A 25,248-nucleotide genomic window follows, 5' to 3' on the forward strand; every position below is an offset into this window, starting at 1 on the left:
CACCCCCGGCCCAAGCGCTCGAGCATGACACCCAGCCCGCTTCCAGACGCTGCAGACGCACCCACCGGCTACGACCCCGGCCCGCGCTGGAAACTGCGCTACTGGTCGATTTTTTTGGGTCAGGCGGTGTCGCTGATCGGCTCGGCCATGACGCAGTTCGTGCTGCTGTGGTGGATCACCGACACCACCGGCAGCGTCTCGATGCTGGCCATCGCCGGCATCTTGGCCCTGCTGCCCTACGCGCTGCTCAGCCCCATCGGCGGCGTGCTGGCGGACCGCTACAACCGGCGCCTGTTGATGATCGCCGCCGACACCCTAGGCGCGCTGTGCATGGTGCTGCTGATCGTGCTGTTCCTGACCGGGCGCATCGAAATCTGGCACGTGTTCGTGATGGTCTTCATCCGCGGCTCGCTGCAAGCGATCCAGTACCCGGCGGCAGTGGCCAGCTTGGCCAATCTGGTGCCCACGCATTTTCTGCCACGCGCCATCGGCCTCAACCAAAGCCTGACCGGCATCATGACCGTGGCCGCAGCACCCTTGGGCGCTTTTGCCATCAGCATCCTGCCCATCGGTTGGGCCTTGAGCATCGACGTCTTCACCGCCTTTTTGGGCATCATCCCGCTGCTGCTGTTCACCATCCCGCAGCCGCAGCGACCCAAACAGCGCGTACACGGTTTTTTTGACACCCTGCGGCGCGATTTCGTCGAGGGCTTCAGGGCCGTGTGGTCGGTGCCGGGGCTGCGTAAACTGTACGCCCTGCTGGCCTGCGTGGTGATGGTGGTGATGCCCTCGTTTACATTGGTGATGCTGCTGATCCGCAACCACTTTGGTGGCGGCCCGGCCGAGGTGGCACTCATGGAAGGCTTGGCCGGGCTGGCGATGATCGTGGCCGGGCTGGTGGTGGCCGCGATTGCGCCCAAGCGCCACATCCGCTGGGTGATCGCCGGTTTTGCCCTGTCGTGCTTCATGCTGGCCGCCACGGCCTTGCCCGAGCGCGACTGGTTTGTGCTGGCCGTCGTGGCTTGGACGCTGAGCGGGTTTTTCTACATCATCGGCAACGCGCCGCTCTCGACGCTGCTCTTGACCACGATCCCGAATCACCTGCAGGGCCGGGCGCTGTCGCTCATGACCACGGTGGTGGCGCTGGCAGCGCCGATCGGGCTGGCGCTGGCGGCGCCGGTGGGCGAGCTGCTGGGCATCCGCGGCCTGTTCATCTTCATGGGCGTGACGGGCGGCTGCCTGGTGCTGCTCGGGCTGCTGTCGCGCGACATCCGGCGCCTGGACGTGACGCGGGTGCACAGCGCCGGGCCGCAAAGGCAAAAGCCAAAAACCGAGGCTACACCGGCCTCAGATGCCAAGCCCGACCGGCCCGACAGATCCGATTCTTAAGGGGGATGGGGGATGGGGGCTGGGGATCTGTGCACTGCCCAGCCGCCCCTGCCCATGCGGCAGGCCTATCAGGCGCCAGCAACCACCTTGAGCGCGCCCAGCTTGCTCGAGTAGTCGCGCCCAAGCAAGCTCAGCGCCGCCGCCGTGCGCAACGCCAAGCGCCGGTACTGCGCCGCCAGTTCGCCCTCGGGCGCGGCCACCACGATCGGTTCGCCGCGGTCGGCTTGCTCGCGGATGGCCAGCGCCAGCGGCAGGGTGCCCAAGCACGGCAGGCCCAGTTCGGCCGCCAAGCGCTGCCCACCCTCGAGGCCAAACACCGCTTCGGCGTGGCCGCAGCGGCTGCACACGTGCATCGCCATGTTCTCGACCAGCCCCAGAATCGGCACCCCGACCTTCTCAAACATGCGGATGCCCTTGCGCGCGTCTTGCAGGGCCACGTCTTGGGGCGTGGTAACGATCAGCGCCGCCGTCAGCGGCACCCGCTGCGCCATGGTCAGGTGGATGTCGCCGGTGCCGGGCGGCAGATCGACGATCAGGTAATCCAGCGCCTGCCAGTTCGACTGGCGCAGCAGCTGCTCCAGCGCCTGCGTAGCCATCGGGCCGCGCCAGATCATGGCGTCGTCGGGCTTGATCAAAAACCCGATCGACATCACCTGCACCCCGTGCCGGCTCAGGGGCTCCATGGTTTTGCCATCCAAACTCTCGGGGCTTTGGCCCTGCAAACCGAGCATGGTGGGCACGCTGGGGCCGTAAATGTCGGCATCGAGCACGCCCACGCGGGCCCCTTCGGCCGCCAGCGCCAGCGCCAGATTCACCGCCGTGGTGCTCTTGCCCACGCCGCCCTTGCCCGAGGCCACGGCGACGATGTTTTTCACCTGCTCGAGCACCGGCACGCTGCGCGTCACCTGATGGGCCACGATGCGCGTGTGCCACTGCACCCGCACCTTGCCCACCCCCGGCACCGTTTGCGCGGCCGCGGTGAGGGCCTGCGTCAGCTCGGGCCACAGGCTCTGCGCCGGATAGCCCAGCTCGACCTCAAACGACACCTCGGCGCCAGCTATGTGCAGGTTTTTGAGCGCTTTGGTCGAGACAAAATCGCGCCCGGTCAGCGGGTCGATCACGGTTTGCAGCGCTTGCAGCAGCGCTTGGGTTTCGATAGCCATATTGCACAGTCCAAGTAAAGCCTAACAGCGGCATCGAGTCTAATGCGATCGCGCCCTGTGGCAGCGCTGCGGCGCCCTATAACCGCAGCGGCCCACGTGCATCGAGTGGCTGTGGCGCAGATGCATGGGCAAGATGCATGGCCAACGGTTGCGGCCGTTAAAATCAACTGCTTGCCCGCCTACTGCCTTGCCCCATGACCCAGCGCCGCTTCTTCGTCACCACCGCCTTGCCCTACGCCAACGGCGCCTTCCACATCGGCCACATCATGGAGTACATCCAGGCCGACATCTGGGTGCGCTCGCAGCGCCTGCACGGGCACGAGGTGCACTTCGTCTGCGCCGACGACGCCCACGGCGCGCCGATCATGATCGCCGCCGAAAAAGCCGGCCAGACGCCGCCGCAGTTCGTCGCCGCCATCGCCGCTGGGCGCGCGCCCTACCTCGAGGGCTTTCACATCCGCTTCGACCACTGGCACAGCACCGACGCCCCCGAAAACCACGAACTGGCGCAGCGCATCTACCTCGACCTCAAGGCCGCCGGGCTGATCGAGAGCCGCACCATCGAACAGTTTTTCGACCCCGAGAAAAACATGTTCCTGCCCGACCGCTACATCAAGGGCATCTGCCCCAAGTGCGGCGCGCCCGACCAGTACGGCGACAACTGCGAAGCCTGCGGTGCCGTCTATACCCCGACCGAACTGCGCGCGCCCTACTCGGCGCTCTCGGGGGCGACGCCGCTGCTGCGCCAGTCGGAGCACTTCTTTTTCAAGCTCTCCGATCCGCGCTGCCTCGAGTTCCTCGACCAGTGGACCAACACCCCCGGGCGCCTGCAACCCGAGGTGCTGAACAAAATCAGCGAATGGCTCGCCCCCGGCGACGACGGCCAAGCCAAAATGGGCGACTGGGACATCAGCCGCGACGCGCCCTACTTCGGCATCCAGATCCCGGACGCACCGGGCAAGTACTTCTACGTCTGGCTCGACGCCCCGGTGGGCTACTTGGCCAGCCTCAAGCACCATTTCGACCGCGGCCAAGCGGCCGCGCACTGGCACCCGGCCTCGCGCACGGCGCAGAGCTTTGAGCAGTTTCTGGCCGACCCGGCGGTCGAGCAGGTGCACTTCATCGGCAAAGACATCATCACCTTCCACAGCCTGTTCTGGCCGGCGATGCTGCATTTTTCGGGCCGCAAAGTGCCCAGCGCGATTTACGTGCACGGCTTTCTGACCCTCAACAGCGGCGAGAAGATGAGCAAGAGCCGCGGAACCGGGCTCGATCCGCTCAAATACCTGCAACTCGGCCTCAACCCCGAGTGGCTGCGCTACTACTTGGCGGCCAAGCTGAGCAGCCGCAACGAAGACGTGGACTTCAACCCGCAAGACTTCGTCGCCCGCGTCAACTCCGACTTGGTCGGCAAATACATCAATATCGCCTCGCGCGCCGCCGGTTTTCTGGCCCAGCGCTTCGACGGCCGCTTGGGGCCCTTGGCCCCCGATGGCGAAGCCCTGCTCGACGGCCTGCAGCGCGCCGTGCCGGCCGTCGCCGAGCTGCTGGCCGAGCGCGAGTACGGCAAAGCCATCCGCGAAACCATGGCGCTGGCCGACCGCGTGAACGAATACGTCGATCAAAACAAGCCCTGGGAACTGGCCCGCCAGCCCGACTGCGCGCCGCGGCTGCAAGACGTGTGCAGCACCTGCATCGAGTGCTTCCGCGTGCTGACGGCGCTGCTCAAGCCGGTGCTACCGGTGCTGGCCGCGCAGGTGGAAGCCTTTTTGCGCTGCGCGCCGCTCGACTGGGCCAACGCCGCCACGGCCTTGGGCCCCGGCCACACCATCGGCGCCTACCAGCACCTGATGCAGCGCGTGGACGCCAAGCGGTTACAGGAATTGTTTGAGCCCAGCACGCCAGTGGCGTCTGCTGCCTCGGCGGCGCCAGCAGCCAAAACCAGCCACGCCGCCACGCCCCACGCCCCCCCAACCGAGCGCAACCCCCACGCCCCGCTGCCCGGCGGCGAGTCCATCGCCCCGCCGATCGGCATCGATGACTTCGCCAAAGTCGATCTGCGCATCGCGCGCATCGTCGCTTGCGAGGCCGTGAGCGGCTCGACCAAGCTGCTGCGCCTGACCCTAGACGCCGGCGAGGGCCGCATGCGCAACGTCTTCTCCGGCATCGCCAGCGCCTACCAGCCCGAACAACTGGTGGGCCAGCTCACCGTGCTGGCGGCCAACCTGGCGCCGCGCAAGATGAAATTCGGCGTCAGCGAAGGCATGGTGCTCTCGGCCGCGCACGCCGACCCCGAAGCCCGCCCCGGCCTGTACCTGCTGCAAGCCTGGCCGGGCGCCGAGCCGGGGATGCGGGTGGGCTAACCCCCCGGGGGCGCTGCCCAAAGCCCGCCGCGCTGGGCGCAAGGCTGAGTCTGCAGCCACTCTTTGCACCCCATTTTGCACCCCATCTCACTCAAACCCCCACCAGCCACGACAGCAGCAGCATCCAGCCGCTTAAAGTGAGCAGCGCCAGCAGGGTCGAGACGCCCATGGCCGCCGTGGTCAGGTCTTGCACCACCTGGTAGCGCTGGGCAAACAAAAACACATTGGCCCCGGTCGGCAAGCCGGCAGCCACCACCAGCACCACCAGCGCCAAGCCGTCGATGCCCAAAGCCCAAGCGCTGGCCCCCACCATCATGGGCAGCAGCAGGTTTTTGCTCGCTGCCAGCAGCAGCGCCGGGCCCCAGTGGCCGCGCAAGCTCAAGCCCGCCAGACTCACTCCCACCAGCACCAGCGCCAGCGGGCCAAAGGCGCTGCCCAGCAGCTGCAGCGGCAGCTGCACCACCCCGGGCAGCACCCAGCCGGTCTGGGCAAACAGCAGGCCGCAGAGGATGGGCAGCGGCACTGGATGGATGAGCGCGCTTTTCATGGCCGACAGGGCAATTCGGGCGACGCGCTGCAGCGTCAAGGGCGCAGCGTGCTGCTCCCGCTCCTCGCGCGCCTGCGCCAGTTCGAGCATGATCGTTGCCGCCGTGAGCAACACCAGCGAATGCACCGAGATCAGCGTCAGCAGCGTCACCAGCCCGGCTTGCCCATAAGCCAGTTTGACCAGCGTGATGCCGATCATCACCAGATTGCTGAAGGTGCCCGCCAAAGCCAGCACCACGCTGCGGCAGCTCAAACCCCGCAGCAGCACGCTGAGGCCAAACAGCACCCCTACGGCCAAAAAATAAGCCCCCACCGGGCGCAGGTCGAGCTCGTCGATCTGCACCGTGCTCATGGTGTGAAACAGCAGCGCCGGGCCCAGCACCAAGAACACGAGGTTCGACAAATCAGGCACCGACTCGGTGCGCATCCAGCGCATCTGCCCAGCCAAGTAGCCGACCGCGATCAGCAGAAAAACCGGCGTCAGCGACAAAAAAACGGGGTGGTCGGTCAAGCTCACGACCGCAGTGTAGCCCGCGCTTTAGGCACAGCCTGCATCCCGCAGCCTCTTAGCGCAGCCACTGGGCAAACTGCTGGCGCACGTGGCGTAGCTTGGGTGCGGCCACCGCTAGGCAGTAGCCGTTGTGCGGATGGCGAGCAAAAAAGCGCTGGTGCTCGGCTTCGGCGGCATCAAAGCGCTGCAGCGGCGCGAGCTCGGTCACGATTGGCACGCCAAAGGCGTCGGCGGCTTGTAACTCGTCGATCAGCTGCCGCGCCACCCGCTCTTGTTCGGGCTCGGTACTGTAGATTGCGCTGCGGTACTGGCTACCCACATCGGCCCCCTGGCGGTTGAGGGTGGTCGGGTCGTGGGTGGCAAAAAAGATTTCCAGCAAGGTGCGCAGCCCCACTTGCGCCGGGTCAAACACCAAGCGGACGGCCTCGGCGTGGCCGCTGCGGCCGCTGCACACCTGCTCGTAAGTGGGCTGGGGCCAATGGCCGTTGGCGTAGCCAGACTCGACCTCGAGCACGCCACGCACGGGCTCAAACACCGCCTCGGTGCACCAGAAACAGCCGCCGGCCAGCACAAGGGTGCGCGCAGCGCCCGGCTGCGCGCTTGAACGCTCGCTTGCGTCTAAAAATGGAGGGGCAGATGTTGCAGTCATTTGATCAAGCTCAAACCCTTGCGGGCCGACGCAGTAAAGAATGGCTTGGTTGGCCCGGTTTGCTCGCGCTCGCTGGGTCGCAGATTTTGCGAAGTTGTTTCGAAGGTTATACCCACACCCTCCCGATCAGCAAAGCGGAAAGTTGATTTCCACATGAGCCACCGATGTATCTTTAGTCTGCTATTACAGACCAGGAAAATTATTGCCAATCAATGAGTTGACAAACACACTAGGGGTAAACACTGGCTGCACCCAAACTGGCCCCCTTGTTGCAAGAGTTTGGGTGTAGTCACAGCCGCAGACCCGATGTGACCCGCTGGTTTCAGGGCCCGCCAGCCGATGCACGCACCGCCACCGCCCACCTCAAAACAGAAAGGAATTCTATGGAGCAAGCCATTCAATCGATGCTCGCGCGTTACGGCAACGACCGCACGCGCCTGCTCGACATGCTGTGGGAGTTGCAATGGCAACACGGCCACATCCCTTCTGCGGCCCTGCCACCGCTGGCGGCTGGCCTGAACCTGTCGGTGCCCGATGTGGTCGAGACGGCCTCGTTCTACCACCTGTTCCGGCTCGAGCCCATGGGCAAGCACTGCATCTACCTATGCAATTCGGTGCTGGCCAAGCTCAATGGTTACGACGCAGTGCGCGAGGCGCTCGAGCGCGAAACCGGGGCCCACTTTGGTGTGCCCAACCCCGATGGCCTGTTCGGGCTGTTCGAGACACCTTGCATCGGCCTGAGCGACCAAGAGCCGGCCATGATGATCGACAAAGTCGTGTTCACGCGCCTGTCACCCGGCAAAATCGCCGACATCGTGGCGCAACTCAAGCAAGGCAAAACGCCGGAGCAGATCGCCAACCCGGCCGGCCTCGCCACCGACTCATTGGCCTACGTGGAGTCGATGGTCGAGTCCAACGTGCGCACGCAGCGCCCGATTTTTTTCCGCGGCAAGCTCGACCTGGCTACTGCGTTGGAGCAAATGCTATCCAGCGAGCCCAGCCAAGTGATCGACTCGGTGGTGTCGTCGAAGCTGCGCGGGCGCGGCGGCGCCGGGTTTTCTACCGGACTCAAATGGCGCCTGTGCCGCGACGCGTGGGGCGACCAAAAAACCGTGATCTGCAACGCCGACGAAGCCGAACCCGGCACCTTCAAAGACCGCGTGCTGCTTACGCGCGCGCCCAAGCAGGTGTTTTTTGGCATGGTGGCGGCCGCCTACGGCATCGGGGCCAGCAACGGCATCCTGTATCTGCGCGGCGAATACTACTACCTCAAAGACTACCTCGAGGCGCAGTTGCAACAGATGCGCGAGCAGGGCTTGCTGGGGCGCAGCATCGGCGGCAAAGCCGGGTTCGACTTCGACATCCGCATCCAGATGGGCGCCGGCGCCTACATCTGCGGTGAAGAAACGGCGCTGATCGAATCCTGCGAAGGCAAGCGCGGCACGCCGCGCCTCAAGCCCCCCTACCCGATCCAAAAGGGTTACTTGGGCCAACCCACCAGCGTCAACAACGTCGAGACCTTCGCCTGCGTCAGCCACATCATGGTCGAAGGGCCGGCTTGGTTTCGCGGCTTTGGCACCGCCGAATCCACCGGCACGCGTCTGCTCAGCGTATCGGGCGACTGCAGCAAACCCGGCATCTACGAAGTCGAATGGGGCACCACGGTCAACCAGGTGTTGCGCATGGTGGGTGCTTACGGCGCCATGGCGGTGCAGATCAGCGGTCCTTCGGGCGACTGCGTGTCGGCCGAGAAAGACGGCGACCGCGTGCTCGGTTACGAAGATCTGTCGTGCAACGGCGCCTTCACCATCTTCAACAAGACCCGCGACCTGCTCTGGATCGTGCGCGAGCACATGCAGTTTTTTGTTGATGAATCGTGCGGCATCTGCGTGCCGTGCCGCGTCGGCAATGTCGATCTGGTGCACAAAGTGGATTTGGTGCGCGCTGGCCGCGCTTGCCAGCAAGACCTCAACGAGGTGGTGCAGTGGGGCACGATGGTGCGCAAGACCAGCCGCTGTGGCTTGGGCGGCACCTCGCCCAAACCCATTCTGACCACGCTCGAGCGCTTCCCCGAAGTCTATCAAGCCAAGCTGGTGCAGCCCAAGGGGCCGCTGTTGCCCTCGTTTGACCTCGAAGCTGCCCTAGCCGCCTACCCGCGAAGCCAGCCCACCGTCCAAACCGCCACGGAGACCACGGCATGAAAGTCGAAATCACCATCGATGGCCAGCCGGTGCAGACCGAGCTTGGCCGCACCCTCATCGACGTAGCCGCCGAAGTCGGGGTTTACATACCCTCGCTGTGCTACGTAAAAGGCAAAGAGTGCCTAGGCACCTGCCGAGTCTGCTCGGTCAAGGTCAACGGCGCCGTAAACGCCGCCTGCACCGTGCGCGTGTCCAACGGCATGGAAGTCGAAGTCAACGACCCGACCATGGTGGACATGCGCAAATCGTTGGTCGAGTTCTTGTTCGTCGAGGGCAACCACAACTGCCCGAGCTGCGAGAAAAGCGGGCGCTGCCAGCTGCAAGCCGCCGGCTACGAGACCGACATGATGGTCTCGCGCTTCCCCTACCGCTTCCCGGTGCGCGACAACAGCCCAGGCAGCGAGAAAATCTGGCTCGAACGCGACCGCTGCATCTTCTGCCAGCGCTGTGTCGAGTTTGTGCGCGACCAAGAAACCGGCCAAAAAATCTTCAGCATCAGCGGCCGCGGCGGTACCGCGCGCATCGAGATGGATGTGGAATTGGCCAACCGCATGAGCGACGAGCAGGTGCGCGAAGCGGTCGATCTGTGCCCGGTCGGCACCATTTTGCAAAAACGCGTCGGCCACGATGTGCCCATTGGGCAGCGCAAGTACGAAGTTCAAACGCTGCGCGCGCGCAGCCTCAACATTCCAGGAGCCAAACATGAGCCACGCAGCTGAAGCCCTGGCCGGGCAAGAGTTCGCCCACGACCTGCCCGCCACCCCGTTCGACCCCGCTTTGGCCGCTGGCCGTGCCGGCAAAATCAAGGTCGCCACCATCGGCCTGTGCGGCTGCTGGGGTTGCACCCTGTCGCTGCTGGATCTCGACGAGCGCCTGCTGCCGCTGATGAGCAAGATCACCATCACGCGCTCGTCCATCACCGACGTCAAGCGCATCACCGAGCGCTGCGTGGTCGGTTTCGTCGAAGGCGGCGTGGCCAACGAGGAAAACATCGAAACCCTCGAGCACTTCCGTGAAAACTGCGATGTGCTGATTTCGGTCGGCGCTTGCGCCGTCTGGGGCGGCGTGCCGGCCATGCGCAACGTCGTGCCGCTGTCTGAGTGCCTCGACTTGGCGTATGTGAACTCACTCACGAGTGTGCCCGGTGTGCGTCCCACCATCCCCCTGCACCCCGACATCCCGCGCATCACGACCAAGGTCTATCCGTGCCATGAAGTGGTCAAAATGGACTACTTCATCCCCGGTTGCCCACCCGATGGCGATGCCATCTACAAGGTCCTTGACGACCTCGTGCATGGCCGACCGTTCGACCTGCCGATCTCGATCAACCGCTACGACTGACACGCACAAAGGAACGAACATGAGCAGAAAACTGGTCATTGACCCCGTGACCCGCATCGAAGGGCACGGCAAGGTCGTGGTGCACCTAGACGACGACAACCAGGTGGTGGACGCCAAGCTGCACGTGGTGGAGTTTCGCGGCTTCGAACGCTTCATCCAGGGCCACCCCTACTGGGAAGCACCGATGCTGCTGCAACGCATCTGCGGCATTTGCTTCGTCAGCCACCACCTGTGCGGCGCCAAAGCGCTCGACGACATGGTCGGCGTCGGGCTCAAGCAGGGCTTCAACGTCACGCCCACGGCCGAAAAAATGCGCCGCCTGGGCCACTACGCGCAGATGCTGCAGTCGCACCAAACCGCGTATTACTACCTGATCGCGCCCGAGATGATGTTCGGCATTGAGGCCGCGCCCGAACAGCGCAACATCGAGGGCCTGATCGAGGCCAACCCGGAGTTGGTCAAGCGCGCCATTGCCTTGCGCAAGTGGGGGCAAGAAGCGCTCAAAGCCGTGTTCGGCAAGCGCATGCACGGCATCAGCTCGATACCGGGCGGGGTCAACAAAAACCTGAGCATCGCCGAGCGCGACCGCTTGCTCAATGGCGAAGACGGCCTGATCAGTTTGGATCAGGCGATTGAATACGCTGTTGAAGGGCTGCAGGTTTTTTACGACTACCACGACAAGTTCCGCCACCAGTTCGATAACTTTGGGCACGCACCCGCGCTCGACATGTGCCTGACCGACGCCCACGGCAATGTGGACTATTACCACGGCAGCCTGCGCGTGGCCGACGCCGACAAAAACGTGGTGGCCGAGTTCGACTACCACGACTACCTCGATCACTTCTCCGAAGCCGTCGAGGAGTGGAGCTACATGAAGTTCCCCTACCTCAAGGCGCTTGGGCGCGAAGCGGGTTCGGTGCGCGTGGGGCCGCTGGCGCGCATGAACATCACGCGCTCGCTCCCGACGCCGCTGGCGCAAGCGGCCCTGGAGCGCTTTCAGCACTACCACAAGGGCAAGGCGTGCCAGATGGCGCTGCACTACAACTGGGCGCGGGTGATCGAAATCCTGCACTCGGCCGAGTTGATTCGCGATCTGCTCAACGACCCCGACCTGCAAAAAGACCAGCTGCTGCTCACACCGGCGCCGGGCTCTTGGTGCGGCGACGGCGTGGGCGTGGTCGAGGCCCCGCGCGGCACGCTGTTGCACCACTACCGCGCCAACGAAAGCGGCGAAATCACGTCGTGCAACATCATCGTTTCGACCACGCAAAACAACATGGCCATCAACCGCACGGTGCGCCAAGTGGCCCAAGACTGGCTCGGCGGCAAGGCCGAAATCACCGAGGGCATGATGAATGCGCTCGAGGTCGGCATCCGCGCCTACGACCCGTGCCTGAGCTGCGCCACCCACGCGCTGGGCAAAATGCCGCTGCACGTGAGCGTGATCGATGCCCAAGGGAGGGTGGTCGATGAACGCACCCGCTGAAGCGCTGGTCACTCTGGCCGACTTCGACCGCCCCGACGCGCTCATTTTGGGCATCGGCAACGACGGGCGCCAAGACGACGGCTTGGGCTGGGCCTTCATCGACTGGCTGGAGCAAAACGGCCTGTGCCCGCAGGCCGAGCTGCAGCGCAACTACCAGCTGCAGATCGAAGACGCCGAGCTCATCAGCCGCAAGCAGCGCGTGTTGTTCGTCGACGCCACGCTCGACCCGGCCGCCGAACCCTTCCGCCTGTACCCAGGGCAGCCGCAGTACGACTACAGCTTCACCTCGCACGCGGTGTCGATCGCCTCGATTTTGGCCACCTGCCAAACCTGCTTTGGGCGCCTGCCCGAGGTTTATGTGCTGGCCATCCGTGGCTACGAGTGGGAGCTGCAGATGGGCCTGAGCGAGCGCGCACAGCGCAACCTGCAGGCGGCGCAGCAGTCGCTCTGCCCGGCCTTTTCCACCGAAACCGTTTAATTTTCTAAACTCAAGGAGCGCCCATCATGCAAGAACGCGAAGTCGAACGCATCGCCAACCTGATTTACCAAGCGCCGCTGGGCGAATACATCGGCCGCGATGGCGCCGCCATCCTAGCCGCCCACGCCGGGCGTGAACATCGGTTGCAAGACCAAGATTTTCTGTTCCATCAGGGCGACCTGACCAACAGCTTTTACATCGTCACCGAAGGCCGGCTGGGCTTGGTGCGCGAAAAAACCGAGACCCGGCGCGAAATCACCGTCCACGTGCTGGAAAAAGGCGATTTGGTCGGCGAGCTGAGCTTCATCGACCAGACTCCTCACGACCTCTCGGTGCGCGCCCTGGGCAATGCCGCAGTGCTGTGCTTCAAGGCCGGCGATATCCAGCCGCTGATCACACAGCACCCGCAACTGGTCTATAACTTCATGCGCGCCGTGGTCAAGCGCGTGCATGCGGTGGTGACCACGCTGGGCCAGCACGAGATGGAGTTGCAGCAGTACATCCAGACCGGCGGGCGCGGGCGCGTCTAAAGGCCCGTGCCTTAGGCGCTCGCACGCACCCTGTGCCGTGCGGGCCGTGTGTGACAGGCGGGGGCTTTCGGGTGCCCAGCCGTCGTTGGGCTGCAGACAAAGGACCAAACCCTGGCGCAATTTCTGCTAAGGTACGGCCGTTATGCTGCTCTCACTCGACTTCCTCGCCATCCCGCTGCTGATCGCTGCCGGGCTGGTTTTCGTCAGCCTGCTGGCGGGGCTGTTTTCGGTACGGCTTGGGTTCTCGTTTTTGGTGGTGTTTCTCATCGCCGGGATGTTGCTGGGCGAAGACGGCCCGGGCGGGGTGGCGTTCAAGGATTTCGAACTCGCGTTCTGGGTCGGTAACGTCGCGCTGGCGGTGATCTTGCTCGACGGTGGCCTGCGCACCCAGTACCGCACCTTTCGCACCGGGCTCAAGCCCGCGCTGTGGCTGGCCACCCTCGGGGTCGTGGTCACGGCGGCCTTGACCGGGGTGGCGGCGCATTTTTTGCTCGGCCTGAGCTGGCCCATGGCGCTGTTGCTGGGGGCCATCGTCGGCTCGACCGACGCCGCAGCGGTGTTTGCGCTGCTCAAAACCAGTGGCGTCAGGCTCAACGAACGGGTCGCGGCCACGCTCGAAATCGAATCCGGCCTCAACGACCCGATGGCGGTCTATCTCACGCTGGCCCTGATCGGCTGGGTCTTGCTCGACGCCCAAAACGCTGGGGCCGACATGGCGTGGTGGTGGCCACTGCGCGACTTGGCACTGCAGTTTGGTTGGGGCGCGGTGCTGGGCATAGGGGCCGGCTGGGCCTTTGCCCTGCTGCTGCGCCGGCTCATGGTGTGGGCGCGCCCCAGCGGCGGCGTGCGCGCGCTGTTGCTCACCTCGGCGGGCTTGAGCGTGTTTGCCCTCACCACCTGGGTGGGGGGCTCGGGCTTTTTGGCGGTCTACCTCTTTGGCGTGCTGGTGGTCAACCGGGCCACGCAGTGCGTGGCGCCCTCGCTGTCGGCCATGGACGGATTTGCGTGGCTGGCGCAGGCCTCGATGTTTTTGCTCCTGGGCTTGCTGGTCACGCCGTCGGACGCACTCGATGCGCTGTTGCCGGCGCTGGGCGTGGTGGCCACGCTGATGCTGCTGGCGCGCCCGCTGTCGGTTTGGATCGTGCTCAAGCCGCTGCGCTTTGACTGGCGCGAAACCGCGTTTATCTCGTGGGTGGGTTTGCGCGGCGCAGTGCCGATCGTGCTGGCGATCTTTCCGGTCATGGCCGGGGTGGACGGGGCTGAAATCTTTGTCAGCGTGGCGCTGATCGTGGTCATGGCCTCGCTGCTGTTACAAGGCTCGACCATTTCCTGGGTGGCGCGGCGCTGTGAGGTGGCACTGCCTGACGAGGACGACACCGTGCGCGCGCGCGAGGTCTTTGGCGACTTTGAAGTTCCTGGCAACGCCCGCATGGCCGATTTGTGCAGTTTTTACGACTGGCCGGCCGTGGCCGACCCGAGCTTGAGCGCGGCCGAGTGGCTGGCCGAGGCGCTGGGGCGACCACCGGTCGAGGGCGACCACGCGAACCTCGGCGCGGCCGAACTGAGCGTGCGCCAGATCGAGGACGGCGAAATCACGCGCGTGGGCATCCGGCTGCTGCACCAAAACGCCGCCGAAGCGGCCAACGACGACCCGGCTTGAGGCGCCGTTGCAGCCAATCGGTACGGCGGGGGAGTTCAGGGCGGCGGCGGCCCAGCGTAGAGGCGCGGCACGTCGATCAGGCGCGGACCGAGCAGCCGCATGGCACCATCACGGCCCCAGCGCAGCGGCCCGCTGGCGTGAAAGATGGTGCCGTTGCGCTGTGAGCGCGCCTGCACCCAGGCGCAACGGCGCCAGCGCGCTTGCGCCCAGCGAAGCAGCAGGTTCGGCCAATCCAGAGCAGCAGGCGCCGCCGCCTCGCCCTGCGCCGCCAGCAGCCGCCCCAGTGCCCAAGCGTCTTCGAGCGCCATGGCGGCGCCTTGGGCCAAGTAGGGCTTCATGGGGTGCGCTGCATCGCCCAGCAGCGCCACCGGGCCGCGTGCCATCTCGTGCGCGCCGGCCACCGGCGAACGGCCGAACAAGGGCCACAGCCGCCACAGCGGCACGGCCTCGAGCACGCGGTGCAAATCGCGCTGCGGCAGCAAACCCATGGCCTGCCACAGCGCCTGCGGCTGCGCCGGGTGGTCCCAGCCGGCGGGCTCGGTGGGCAAATCGCCCTGCACCACCACCACCACATTGAGCCACTCGCCCGCGCGCACTGGGTAGTGTACGGCGTGCATGCGCGGGCCCAGCCAAGCGGTCACGGCGGTCTGGCGCAATTCGGGCGGCAGGCGCGTCATCTTGACCAAGCCGCGGTATGCCAAGTGGCCGCTAAAGCGCGGCGTGGCGTCGCCCAGCAGCTGCTCGCGCACGCGGCTGCGCAAGCCGTCGCAGCCCAGCAGCGCGGCGGCGCTCCAGCTTTGCCCGCTTTGGGTGCGCAGCTCCAGCGGGCCACCCGCTTCAGGCGGCAGCTGCACGCCCTCGATGCGCTGCAGCAGGTGCATGCCCGTGCCCCCTTCGGCCTGCAGCGCCTGCAGCAGCAAGGCGTGCAAATCGGCGCGGTGGATGGTGGCATAGGGCGCGCCATAAAGCCGCTGGGCGCGCTCGGCCAAGGGCAGATGCCCTAGGCTGGCGCCGCTGGCCGCGTCGCGCACCAGCAGATCGGTGGGGAAGGCCGCGACCTCGTTCAGGGCGGCTTCCAACCCCCAGTCGCGCAGCACACGCACGGCGTTGGGCCCGAGCTGGATGCCCGCCCCCACTTCCGAGAACTGCTCGGCCTGCTCCAACACCTCGAGCTGCAGGCCCGGGGCTGCACGGCGCAGCGCCAGTGCCGCACCCAAGCCCGCCAGCCCGGCGCCGGCGATCAGTACACGCGCTTCATCCATGTTTTTTTACAACCGACTCACGCTGCGGCACTCAGCGCAGCGTCCAGCCCCAGTCGCGCAAGGTCTGCACCGCGGCCTCGCCCGCACCCGAGCCAAAGCGGCGCGCCAACTGCTGCGCCACGTTTTCGCGCTGGGTGTAGTCGATGATCAACTCGGCTCCGATGACGTCTCGCGCCACCGACGAGACGCTGCCCAAGCCATCGGCCAGGCCTTTGTCGACCGCGCGCTGGCCGCTCCAGATCAGGCCGCTGAAGGTCTCGGGGGTTTCGCGCAGGCGCTCGCCGCGGCCCTTGCGCACCACGTCGATGAACTGCTGGTGAATGTCGTCGAGCATTTGCTGGGTGTGTTGCACCTGGGCCTCGTTGGGCGGGCTGAACGGGTCCATAAAGCCCTTGTTGGCGCCGGCGGTGAGCAAGCGCCGCTCGACCCCGACCTTGTTCATCAGCTCGGTAAAACCAAAGCCGTCCATCATCACCCCGATGCTGCCCACCAAGCTGGCCTTGTCCACGTGGATGGCCGTGGCGGCCGAGGCCACGTAGTAGGCTGCGGAGGCACCCACTTCCTCAATCACGGCGTGCACCGGCTTGTCGTGCAGGGCGCGCAGGCGGTGGATTTCGTCGGCGATGATGCCCGCTTGCACCGGCGAACCGCCCGGCGAGCTGATCAGCAGCAGCACGCCCTTGGCGGTCGGCTCCTCGAACGCCGCGCGCAAGGACTCAACCACCGCGTGCGCATTGGCGGGGGCGTCGGAGGCGATCACGCCGCGCACCTCGATCAGCGCCGTGTGCGGCTGCGTCAGGGTGGCGCGTGTGGCGTAGTCGCGCATCAGCATGGCAACAATGAATACAAAGACGCTCAGCCACAGCAGGCGAAAAAATATCCGCCAGCGGCGCGCTGCGCGTTGCTCGCGCACCGTCGCCATAAGCAATTTTTCTAGCGTGCTGCGCTCCCAATCGGGGGGCGATTTGTTGGCGCTCGGCGCCGGGGTGGCTTCGTCCATGAGGGTGCAGGTGTGTGGGTAGAGCAAACGACTCGCTATTGTCGCTGCAGGTCGATCGAAAAAAAGCGCGCCGCTTTCAATGCCACGCAAATCGCTGTGGCTGCCAACTTTGAGGCTGTGCGAAGGGGAAAGTTTTGATCAAAAAAACCGAGCCCACCTTGGCCGCACCACCAGCCTCAAGAACCGCGATTATCGGCTTTGGCGTGTGCCTGCAACTTGGGCGCCTGTTCGAGCAGATACACCCCCGCGCGGTTTTGTTTGGCGTGGTGTTTGGCGCTGGCGGCCGCGTTGGCCACGCTCTCGGCGTCGCGGTAGCGCCCCGGTGCGATCTTGACCACGCCTAGGCTGACGGTGGTGCAGGGGTGAAAACGCAACTGGCCGTTGCGGTCTTCGGTGCGCACACCGCCGGCAATCTGGTCGGCCGGGTCAAAGAGGTTGACCGCTTTGCCGTTGAAGGTCTGCACCGCGCGCTCCAGCCGCTCCTTCCAGTCGGGGCTTTGGAGCAGCAGCACGAAATCGTCGCCGCCCACGTGGCCGATGAAATCGCGCCGCGGGTCGCAAACGGCTTGCAGACACTCGGCTTGCAAGCGGATCATGGCGTCGCCGCGCCAGTAGCCGTAGTGGTCGTTGAAGGCTTTGAACTGGTTCAGGTCGGCGTAGCAGGCGATGAAGTCTTGCTGGTTGTCGAGCAGGCGCTGGATGTGCAGCGTGATCGGGATGTTACCGGGCAAAAAAGTGAGCGGGTTGGCGTGGCGCGCGGCCTCGATGCGCGCCTCGGTCACCATGCGCACCAAATCGGCCCCGGTGCCCAAGCCCCGGTACAAGCCGCCTTCGGTGATGACAAAGCCCTCGGTGAGGTAGCGTTGATCGGCAGAGGTCAGGATTTCGGTCAGGTTTTCGAGCGGCGTGTGGATATCGACCAGCAATGGGTCGGGGTTGGCGTGCATGCGGCAGGGCCTGTTGCCGTAGATGTCGCGAAAAAAGATCTGGAGGAACAGGTCCTGCAAGGTCTTGCGGCTGATCAGCCCCACCGGGCGCTCGCCCTCGATCAAGGGCAGCGCATGCAAGCCCTTGTGTTGCTTGAATATATCGGCCACCAGCTCGTGGCTGGCTTGGGCACCGACCGTGGGCGCCTCGATCAGCAAGGCGCGCGCCGTCAAGCCCCGGTTGCTGACTTGCTTTTGCAACGGCAACACGCTGATCTGGCGGCTGCGCAACACCCGCTCGGCGTCGGGCAACGGGGCGGCAGCTGGGCTGGCTTGCGGTCGCCCGAGATAAAAGCCCTGGGCGTATGACAGGCCCAGATCGCGCAGAATTTCCAGCTCATCGGCCGTTTCAACCCCTTCGGCCACCAGTTTGCTGCCAAAGGTTTCGGCCAAGCGGCTCAGGGCCTGCACGGTTTGCAACTTGTGGCTGTGCTGGTTGACTTGGCTCACAAAGTATTTGTCGATCTTGACGTATTCGGGGTGCAACTCCGACCACAGCCGCAGGCTAGAGTGCCCATCGCCAAAATCATCGAGCGCCAGCGCCCCGCCGTGGCGCCGCAGGCGCTCGATCACGCCGAGGATGGCGCCGATGTCGGTGACCCGCTCGTGCTCGGTGAGCTCAAGCACCAGCGACGACAGCGACAAACCCAAGGCTTGCGCGTGGTCGAACAGGCGCACGATCTGCTGGCGCTCGGCGGCCTGAACCAGCACCGAGGCACTGACGTTGAGAAACAAGCGCCCGGTGCGTGCGCTGCGGCTCCAATACCACAGGGCCCGAAACAGGCATTCGAGCTCGAACTCGAGCGTCTGGTTTTCACTTTGGGCCGAAGCCAGCAGCTCGAGTGGGCCGATCCACGGGCTGCCGTGGGGTGGCCGCGCCAAGGCTTCGTGGGCATAGACCGAAACCCCGGCCAAATCGACGACGGGCTGAAAATGAACCTGCAGCGCCGCGCTGTCGATCAGTTCACGGATGCTGCAAATTTGCCCATGCCCGGAGAGCAAATCGGAATCGGAGTGCGTGCGCATGATCCAAACCGCCCCTCAATCAAATCAAGGCCTTGATTGTGGGCGGCCCGCATGACAAAACGGTGAAAAAAGCTGGGCTATCGAGCGCGCCGGCGCAGCAAGGCCACGAACAGCGCCAATGCCAGCAGCGCCATGCCGGTGAAAACCAGAAACGACCAGTTGGCGATGGTCAGGCCCAGAAAGATCCAGTCCACCTTGGCGCAGTCGCCGCTGCCACTGAACAGCATGGGGATCACGCGCTCGAGCGGGAAGCTGGCAATCATGCCGTAAAAATCGCGCCCGCAGGTCACGAACTCGGGCGGGTACCACTGCAACCAGCTCTGCCGGGCGGCGGTGAAGGCACCAAAACCCGCCATGAGCACGATCGCCACCGAACCCGCCAGATGCACGCCGCGCTGCGGAAAAGCGGCGGTGAGCAGCGCCAGCAGCATGACACCGAGCAAGGCGTAGCGCTGCACCACGCACATAGGGCACGGCTGCAAGCCCACTACGTGTTGCAGGTACAGGCCGTAGCCAAACATACCCACGCACACCAGCGCCAGCAGCAGCAGCCAGCGGCGCGGGTGTTGCACCAAGGCGTCAAAAAAAGTGGTCATAAGTGTTGAGGATAGCGCACCAGCGCTCAACTTTCAACGAAGGCACGCTCGATCACGTAGTCGCCGGGCGTGCTGGTGTTGCCTTCCACGAACTGGCGCTCTTCCATCATGCGTTTGAGGTCGCGCAGCATCTCGGGGCTGCCGCAGATCATGACCCGATCGTGCGCCGGATCCAGCGCCGGCAACCCCAAGTCGGCGGCCAGTTTGCCGTTGGCGATCAGGTCGGTGACGCGGCCGCGGTTTTTGAACGGTTCGCGCGTCACGGTCGGGTAGTAGCGCAGCTGCTGGCTCACCATCTCGCCCAAAAACTCGTGCTGCGGCAAGTCGACGGTGATGTAGTCGAAATAGGCCAGTTCCTTGACCTCGCGCACGCCGTGCACCAGCACCACCTGCTCGAATTTTTCGTAGGTGGCCGGGTCGCGGATGATGCTCATCCACGGCGCCAGCCCGGTGCCGGTGCCCAGCAGGTACAGGCGCTTGCCCGGCAGCAGGTAGTCGATCAGCAGCGTGCCGGTGGGTTTGCGCCCGACCACGATGGTGTCGCCGGGCACGATGTGCTGCAAGCGGCTGGTGAGCGGGCCGTCGGGCACCTTGATGCTGAGGAACTCCAGATGCTCCTCGTAGTTGGCGCTGGCGATGCTGTAGGCGCGCAGCAAGGGCTTGCCGCCCTCCGTGCGCAGGCCGATCATGGTGAAGTGGCCGTTGAAGAAGCGCAACGAGGGGTCGCGCGTGGTGGTGAAACTGAACAGCCGGTCGGTCCAGTGGTGAACGGTGAGAACCCGTTCTTCGTTGAATGCGCTCATGGTCGGGAATTTGGGGCGGCTGGCACGCAGCGTGGGGCTTTTGCAGGTCAAGGCCCGTGCCGCAAATGGCGGAGTGAGAGGGATTCGAACCCTCGATGCGGCTCTACACCGCATACTCCCTTAGCAGGGGAGCACCTTCGGCCTCTCGGTCATCACTCCAGAGCTTGCGATTATGCCCGAAAACCAGCCTGCCCCAGCGTGCGCTGCGCTTAATTCGTGCCTTGCGGCTGCGCGGCTATGGGGCGGGCAGGGGCGCGATTGCCTGTTAGCTTTTCAGGCTGTCGGCGGGTTGGTCGAGGTCGAACTCGCGGTGCAGGGCGCGCACCGCCAGCTCCATGTATTTTTCGTCGATCACCACCGAGGTCTTGATCTCGGAGGTGCTGATCATCTGGATGTTGATGCCCTCCTCGCTCAGGCAGCGGAACATGCGGCTGGCCACGCCCACGTGGCTGCGCATGCCGATGCCGACGATGCTGACCTTGCAGATGCGCGCATCGCCCAGCACTTCGGCCGCACCCAGCTTGGGCACCACTTGGCTGCGCAGCAGATCGAGCGTTTTGGCGTAGTCGTTGCGGTGCACGGTGAAGCTGAAGTCGGTCTTGCCGTCTTTGCTGATGTTTTGGATGATCACATCGACTTCGACGTTGGCCTCGGCCACCGCGCCCAGAATCAGGTAGGCGATGCCGGGGCGGTCGGGCACGCCGAGCACGGTGATCTTGGCTTCGTCGCGGTTGAAGGCGATGCCGGAGACGACGGCTTGTTCCATGGTTTGCTCATCCTCAAAAGTGATCAGGGTGCCCGACTGGGCTTCGGTGTTCAGGTCGATGTCCCAAGGCGTGAAGCTCGAGAGCACGCGAATCGGCATGCGGTACTTGCCGGCAAACTCGACCGAGCGGATTTGCAGCACTTTGGAGCCCATGCTCGCCATTTCGAGCATTTCTTCGAAGCTCACGCGCGCCAGGCGCCGCGCCTCGGGCACCACGCGCGGGTCGGTGGTATAGACGCCATCGACGTCGGTGTAGATCAGGCACTCGTGCGCGCCGATGGCCGCCGCCACCGCCACCGCCGAGGTGTCGGAGCCGCCACGGCCCAGCGTGGTGATGTTCCCGCCCGCATCCACACCCTGAAAGCCGGTGATGATGACCACCCGGCCGGCCGCCAAATCGGCCTTGATGCGGGCGTCGTCGATGGCTTCGATGCGCGCCTTGGTGTAGGCGCTGTTGGTGCGGATGGGCACCTGCCAGCCGCAGTAGCTCACGGCCTCCAGCCCTTGGGCTTGCAAGGCAATGGCCAGCAGCGCCGACGAGGCCTGCTCGCCGGTGGCCGCGAGCTGGTCGAGCTCGCGCTCGTAAGCGCTGCTGGCCGAGGCCGGGGCCAGCTCTTTGGCCAGCGCCAGCAGGCGGTTGGTTTCGCCGCTCATGGCGCTGGGCACCACGACCATCTGGTGGCCGGCGCGCTGCCATTTGGCGACGCGCAGGGCCACGTTGCGGATACGCTCGGTCGAGCCCATGCTGGTGCCGCCGTACTTGTGAACGATGAGTGCCATGAGAGGGGGTGCGGTGGAATGAGGCCCAGCGCAGCAAAAGCCGCCGCCACGGGCCTAGGGTGCAAAACCTAAAATTATAAATGGCCTAAGGCCGGCTACGACACCTACAGCCTTGTCCCACGACGCATCAGCCTGAACGCGGCGCGTGTTTTCAAGAGGGTGCAAGATCCGGGCCTGACCGTATGCGCCCTCAGCTTGGCGGCGACGCCGGTCGGTCTCCAGCGGACTGCAGTCGCGACAGCCATTGTGAGAACTCGGTCGGGAACGGGAAGACGATCGTCGTGCTGTTTTGCGTGCCGATCGCGGCCAGCGTGCTGAGGTAGCGCAGCTGCATCGCTTCGGGTACCTCGCCGAGCACGCGGGCGGCTTCGAGCAGCTTGCGCGCGGCCTGCTCCTCGCCCTCGGCGTTGATGATCCGGGCGCGCCGCTCGCGCTCAGCCTCGGCCTGCCTAGCCATCACGCGCACCATGGTCTCGCCGAGGTCGACGTGCTTGAGTTCGACGTTGGCGACCTTGATGCCCCAGGTGTCGGTCTGGGCGTCGAGAATTTCCTGGATGTCGGCGTTCATCTTGTCGCGCTCGGACAGCAGCTCGTCGAGCTCGTGCTTGCCGAGTACCGAGCGCAGCGTCGTCTGCGCCAGCTCGCTCGTCGCCTGGTGGAAGTTTTGGACTTGGATCACCGCTTTGTCGGACTCGACCACGCGGTAATAGACGACGGCGTTGACCTTGACCGAAACGTTGTCGCGCGTGATCACATCTTGGCTCGGCACATCGAGCACGGTCACGCGCAAGTCCACACGCACCATCTGCTGGACGTAGGGCACGATCAGGACCAGTCCGGGGCCCTTGACGCCGGTAAAGCGTCCAAGCGTGAAGACCACGCCGCGCTCGTACTCGCGCAGGATGCGGATCGCCATGCCGAGCACGACGAAGGCCAAGATGACGAGGGGCAGCAGGAAGGCCAGGTCGAAGATCATGGCGGGCTCCGGGTGGGGTCTGGTTTTGATTCTAACCCGGTGGGTCCGGGCACTGTGGGCGGGACTGTGGGCGTTTGTGCCGCCACCTGCAGCCGCAGGCCGCGAATCTCGACCACGCGCACCTGCTGGCCGGTCTGCAGGTCGGTCTCGCCGCTGGCCTGCCAGCGCTCGCCGGAGGCCAGTACATGGCCGGTGCTGCCGCTCCAGTCGAGCACCTGCGCCGTGTCACCGATCAGGGCCTGGGTGCCGGTGACGACGCGGTGCCGATGCGAGCTCAGCGCCAGCCGCGCGATCAGCAGCGACAGCGCCAGGCTCGCCAGCGCGATGCCCAGAATCAGCGGCAGCGAGACGCCGTAGCCCGGCACATCGGCGTCGATCAGCATCGTCGCGCCGAAGACGAACGCCACCAGCCCGCCGATGCCCAGCACGCCCACCGAGGGCGTGAAGGCCTCGGCCAGCATCAGCACCATGCCCAGCAGCAGCAGCGCCGCACCAACTTGGCTGACGGGCAGCACGGCCAGCGCGTACAGGCCCAGCAGCAGGCTGATGGCGCCGACCGTGCCGGGCAGCAGCGCGCCGGGGTTCATGAATTCGAACAACAGGCCGTAAACACCGACCATCAGCAGGATCAGCGCGACGTTGGGGTTGGTGATGACCGCCAGCAGGCGGGTGCGCCAGTCGGGCTCGAGCGCCTCGACGGCCAAGCCGCGCGTCTCGAGCACGACCCGGGCCTCGCCCACGCGCACCTCGCGGCCGTGGGCCTGGGCCAGCAGGTCGGCGGTGTCGGCGGCGATGAAGTCGATGACGTTGAGCGCCAGCGCCTGCTCGGCCGAGACACTGGCGGCTTCGCGCACCGCACGCTCGGCCCAGCCGGCGTTGCGCCCGCGCAGCTCGGCCAGCGAGCGGATGTAGGCCACCGCATCCTCGACCACCTTGGCCTCGCGCGCGTCGCGCCGGGCCGGCGCCGGGCGCACGGGCTCGGCGGGATGGTCGGGAGTGGCCACCGGCGGCGCCACCGTGACTGGTGCGCCCACGGGCGAGGGTGGCGCCGTAGGCGCCGACGGCGCGTCGGCCGGCCGCCCCGGCAGCGGCAGGCCGCCACCGCCGCCAACCTGCACCGGGGCCGCCGCGCCGATGCTGGTGCCCGGCGCCATCGCCGCGACGTGGCTGGCATAAACGATGAAGGTGCCGGCGCTGGCGCCGCGCGCGCCGCTGGGCGCGATGTGGGTCAGCACCGGCAGCGGCGAGGCGAGGAGCGCGCGCACGATCTCGCGCATCGAGGTGTCGAGCCCGCCCGGGGTGTCGATGCGCAGCACGACTGCGGTGGCGCCGCGCTGCTGCGCGCGGGCCAGCCCACGCACGACGTAGTCGGCGCTGGCCGGGCCAATCGGGCCGTCGATCGTCAACTGCACCGCAATGCGCGGCGCGGCCGCTGGCGCCGGGTCGGCGGCGCCTAACGTGGCGACCAGCCCCAGCCAGCCCACTGCCAGCAGCAGCAGCCAAGCCAACACCGGCAGCGGCCGGGGCGCGCGGCGAGTGTGGGGCGGGGGCGAAGCGCTCATCGTGCAGCACATCATATAGGCACTGCGGTGTTTTGCACTCAGCCTCTCACTCAGCAGGGCTGTTACGCGCTTTTGGAACCTCGGACGCTTGAGGCGCCACCCTTGCCGGGCAGGACGGCGCAAGCCAAAAAACCCAAATACGCGCCGCAGCGCAGCACCCGGCCCTGCCCCACCTTGAGCTCGATCCAGTGGCCGCGGGTGCGGCAGGCCGCCACTTGGTGCAGCAGTTGCTGCAGTTGCGCCGCGCTGGCTTGGGTGCCGTGCTGGCTGCGCAGCCAATGGCGCAGCAGGTTGGCTTGACGATCGGGGCTCAAGGCTTGCAGGGCGGCGATGGCCGGTGGGTTGCCCACGGCTTGCAGGTCCAGTGCAGCCAGCTCGGTCAGCAGGCGCTGGGCTTGGGCGGCTTGGGCGGCGCTGCGTGCAAAGGTGTGCCGGCTGGCCGGAAAATGCTCGAGCAGCACCGGCAGCAGCTGGCTGCGGATGCGGTTGCGGGTGTAGCGCAAGTCTAGGTTGCTCGGATCGTGCAGGTAGGGCTGGCCCAGCTGCTGCAAGCGCTGGCGCAGCGCCGCGCCGTCTTCGAGCAACCAAGGGCGGCCAAAGCAGACGCCGTGGCGCTGCATGGCTTCGGGCATCGCCGCCAGCCCGGGCAGGCCAGCGCCGCGGGTGAGTGCCAGCAGCAAGGTTTCGATCTGGTCTTGGGCCTGCTGGGCCAACAGCACCCAGCCCGCGCCGTGCGCCTGCGCCAGCCGTGCCAGCGCGGCGTAGCGGGCTTTGCGCGCCGCCTCCTCGGGGCTTTGGCCGCGCGCGGGCTGGGCCTGCACGCGCTCGATGTGCAGCGGCAGCCCTAGCGCAGCACAAAAACGCTCGGCATGGGCGACAAAGCCATCGGCCGCAGGCTGCAGCCCGTGGTGGATGTGCAGCGCCTGCACCCGACCCGGCCAGAGCGCATGCGCGGCCAGCAGCAGCGCGGTCGAGTCAGCCCCGCCGCTGTAGGCCACGGCCCAGGGCTGTGGGGCAGCGCGCGCGTGCGCCGGCAAGCCGTGGCGCTGCGCCCAAGCGCGCAAGCTGGGCAGGCCGGGGAAGTCAAGCAAAGCGCCGGGCGGCGGCTCGCTGGCGCCCGCGGGTGGAGCTTGCGCCATCAAAGCCGCATCCCTTTGTGGCCGAGCCGCTCAGT

The 25,248-nt window shown here is 65.8% G+C and carries 21 protein-coding genes and 1 tRNA gene; 9 read left to right on the top strand and 13 right to left on the bottom strand.

The window, feature by feature from the left end:
* The first annotated feature begins 24 nt into the window (after window positions 1–24).
* Window positions 25–1,389 carry an MFS transporter gene (locus SMCB_RS05720; RefSeq protein ID WP_082027257.1) on the top strand — a complete coding sequence of 455 codons (1,365 nt, stop codon included), beginning with the start codon at window positions 25–27 and terminating at the stop codon, window positions 1,387–1,389.
* 68 nt (window positions 1,390–1,457) lie between these two features.
* On the opposite strand, the gene apbC is transcribed toward SMCB_RS05720, so the two are convergent.
* Window positions 1,458–2,552: an iron-sulfur cluster carrier protein ApbC gene (apbC, locus tag SMCB_RS05725; RefSeq protein WP_045535719.1), complete on the bottom strand. Its 1,095-nt coding sequence runs from the start codon at window positions 2,550–2,552 to the stop codon at window positions 1,458–1,460.
* 194 nt (window positions 2,553–2,746) lie between these two features.
* On the opposite strand from apbC, the gene metG reads away from it, so the two are divergent.
* Complete coding sequence (gene metG / locus SMCB_RS05730) at window positions 2,747–4,915, top strand: methionine--tRNA ligase (RefSeq protein WP_045535720.1); 2,169 nt, start codon at window positions 2,747–2,749, stop codon at window positions 4,913–4,915.
* A 91-nt stretch (window positions 4,916–5,006) separates the two neighbouring features.
* Here the strand turns inward: metG and SMCB_RS05735 are convergent, their stop codons facing one another.
* Window positions 5,007–5,978, bottom strand: coding sequence for an AEC family transporter (locus SMCB_RS05735; protein WP_045535721.1), 972 nt, complete (start codon window positions 5,976–5,978; stop codon window positions 5,007–5,009).
* A 49-nt stretch (window positions 5,979–6,027) separates the two neighbouring features.
* On the bottom strand, window positions 6,028–6,621 hold the full coding sequence (gene msrA, locus SMCB_RS05740; RefSeq protein ID WP_082027258.1) for a peptide-methionine (S)-S-oxide reductase MsrA: 594 nt from the start codon (window positions 6,619–6,621) through the stop codon (window positions 6,028–6,030).
* Between the two features lie 383 nt (window positions 6,622–7,004).
* Between msrA and SMCB_RS05745 the strand changes: the two genes are divergently transcribed.
* The 7 genes from SMCB_RS05745 to SMCB_RS05775 all read left to right on the top strand — a co-directional run bounded on the left by SMCB_RS05745 (window position 7,005) and on the right by SMCB_RS05775 (window position 14,317).
* Window positions 7,005–8,822: an NAD(P)H-dependent oxidoreductase subunit E gene (locus SMCB_RS05745; RefSeq protein ID WP_045535723.1), complete on the top strand. Its 1,818-nt coding sequence runs from the start codon at window positions 7,005–7,007 to the stop codon at window positions 8,820–8,822.
* On the top strand, window positions 8,819–9,541 hold the full coding sequence (locus SMCB_RS05750; protein WP_045535724.1) for a 2Fe-2S iron-sulfur cluster-binding protein: 723 nt from the start codon (window positions 8,819–8,821) through the stop codon (window positions 9,539–9,541). Before SMCB_RS05745 ends, SMCB_RS05750 begins: the two co-directional genes overlap by 4 nt.
* On the top strand, window positions 9,525–10,163 hold the full coding sequence (locus SMCB_RS05755) for an NADH-quinone oxidoreductase subunit B family protein (RefSeq protein WP_082027259.1): 639 nt from the start codon (window positions 9,525–9,527) through the stop codon (window positions 10,161–10,163). Before SMCB_RS05750 ends, SMCB_RS05755 begins: the two co-directional genes overlap by 17 nt.
* A 19-nt stretch (window positions 10,164–10,182) precedes the next feature.
* Window positions 10,183–11,649 (top strand): Ni/Fe hydrogenase subunit alpha, encoded by a 1,467-nt coding sequence (locus SMCB_RS05760; protein ID WP_045535725.1) that lies wholly within the window; start codon window positions 10,183–10,185, stop codon window positions 11,647–11,649.
* A complete protein-coding gene (locus tag SMCB_RS05765; RefSeq protein ID WP_045535726.1) occupies window positions 11,633–12,127 on the top strand; it encodes a hydrogenase maturation protease in 495 nt (164 codons plus the stop codon). The genes SMCB_RS05760 and SMCB_RS05765 overlap by 17 nt, the downstream gene beginning before the upstream one ends.
* Before the next feature lie 26 nt (window positions 12,128–12,153).
* Window positions 12,154–12,657 carry a Crp/Fnr family transcriptional regulator gene (locus SMCB_RS05770; RefSeq protein WP_045535727.1) on the top strand — a complete coding sequence of 168 codons (504 nt, stop codon included), beginning with the start codon at window positions 12,154–12,156 and terminating at the stop codon, window positions 12,655–12,657.
* A 142-nt stretch (window positions 12,658–12,799) separates the two neighbouring features.
* Window positions 12,800–14,317: a potassium/proton antiporter gene (locus tag SMCB_RS05775; RefSeq protein ID WP_045535728.1), complete on the top strand. Its 1,518-nt coding sequence runs from the start codon at window positions 12,800–12,802 to the stop codon at window positions 14,315–14,317.
* 35 nt (window positions 14,318–14,352) lie between these two features.
* Here SMCB_RS05775 and SMCB_RS05780 read toward each other — a convergent pair whose 3' ends face one another.
* The 10 genes from SMCB_RS05780 to tilS all read right to left on the bottom strand — a co-directional run bounded on the left by SMCB_RS05780 (window position 14,353) and on the right by tilS (window position 25,213).
* Complete coding sequence (locus tag SMCB_RS05780) at window positions 14,353–15,579, bottom strand: FAD-dependent monooxygenase (protein WP_045535729.1); 1,227 nt, start codon at window positions 15,577–15,579, stop codon at window positions 14,353–14,355.
* 31 nt (window positions 15,580–15,610) lie between these two features.
* Entirely contained in the window at window positions 15,611–16,579 is a 969-nt protein-coding gene (locus SMCB_RS05785; protein ID WP_082027260.1) for a S49 family peptidase, read from the bottom strand.
* A 176-nt stretch (window positions 16,580–16,755) separates the two neighbouring features.
* Complete coding sequence (locus tag SMCB_RS05790; RefSeq protein WP_045535731.1) at window positions 16,756–18,591, bottom strand: EAL domain-containing protein; 1,836 nt, start codon at window positions 18,589–18,591, stop codon at window positions 16,756–16,758.
* 77 nt (window positions 18,592–18,668) lie between these two features.
* Entirely contained in the window at window positions 18,669–19,187 is a 519-nt protein-coding gene (locus tag SMCB_RS05795) for a disulfide bond formation protein B (protein ID WP_045535732.1), read from the bottom strand.
* Between the two features lie 26 nt (window positions 19,188–19,213).
* Entirely contained in the window at window positions 19,214–19,990 is a 777-nt protein-coding gene (locus SMCB_RS05800; RefSeq protein ID WP_045537713.1) for a ferredoxin--NADP reductase, read from the bottom strand.
* A 66-nt stretch (window positions 19,991–20,056) separates the two neighbouring features.
* A tRNA-Ser gene (locus SMCB_RS05805) sits at window positions 20,057–20,149 on the bottom strand.
* Window positions 20,150–20,255: 106 nt separating this feature from the next.
* On the bottom strand, window positions 20,256–21,536 hold the full coding sequence (locus SMCB_RS05810; RefSeq protein WP_045535733.1) for an aspartate kinase: 1,281 nt from the start codon (window positions 21,534–21,536) through the stop codon (window positions 20,256–20,258).
* A 190-nt stretch (window positions 21,537–21,726) separates the two neighbouring features.
* Window positions 21,727–22,512, bottom strand: a complete 786-nt coding sequence (locus tag SMCB_RS05815; RefSeq protein WP_045535734.1) for a slipin family protein — start codon at window positions 22,510–22,512, stop codon at window positions 21,727–21,729.
* A complete protein-coding gene (locus SMCB_RS05820; protein WP_082027261.1) occupies window positions 22,509–24,074 on the bottom strand; it encodes an NfeD family protein in 1,566 nt (521 codons plus the stop codon). Before SMCB_RS05820 ends, SMCB_RS05815 begins: the two co-directional genes overlap by 4 nt.
* Window positions 24,075–24,136: 62 nt before the next feature.
* On the bottom strand, window positions 24,137–25,213 hold the full coding sequence (tilS, locus tag SMCB_RS05825) for a tRNA lysidine(34) synthetase TilS (protein WP_082027262.1): 1,077 nt from the start codon (window positions 25,211–25,213) through the stop codon (window positions 24,137–24,139).
* Between the last annotated feature and the right edge of the window lie 35 nt (window positions 25,214–25,248).

The organism is Serpentinimonas maccroryi (assembly GCF_000828915.1).
GTDB classification, from domain to species: domain Bacteria; phylum Pseudomonadota; class Gammaproteobacteria; order Burkholderiales; family Burkholderiaceae_C; genus Serpentinimonas; species Serpentinimonas maccroryi.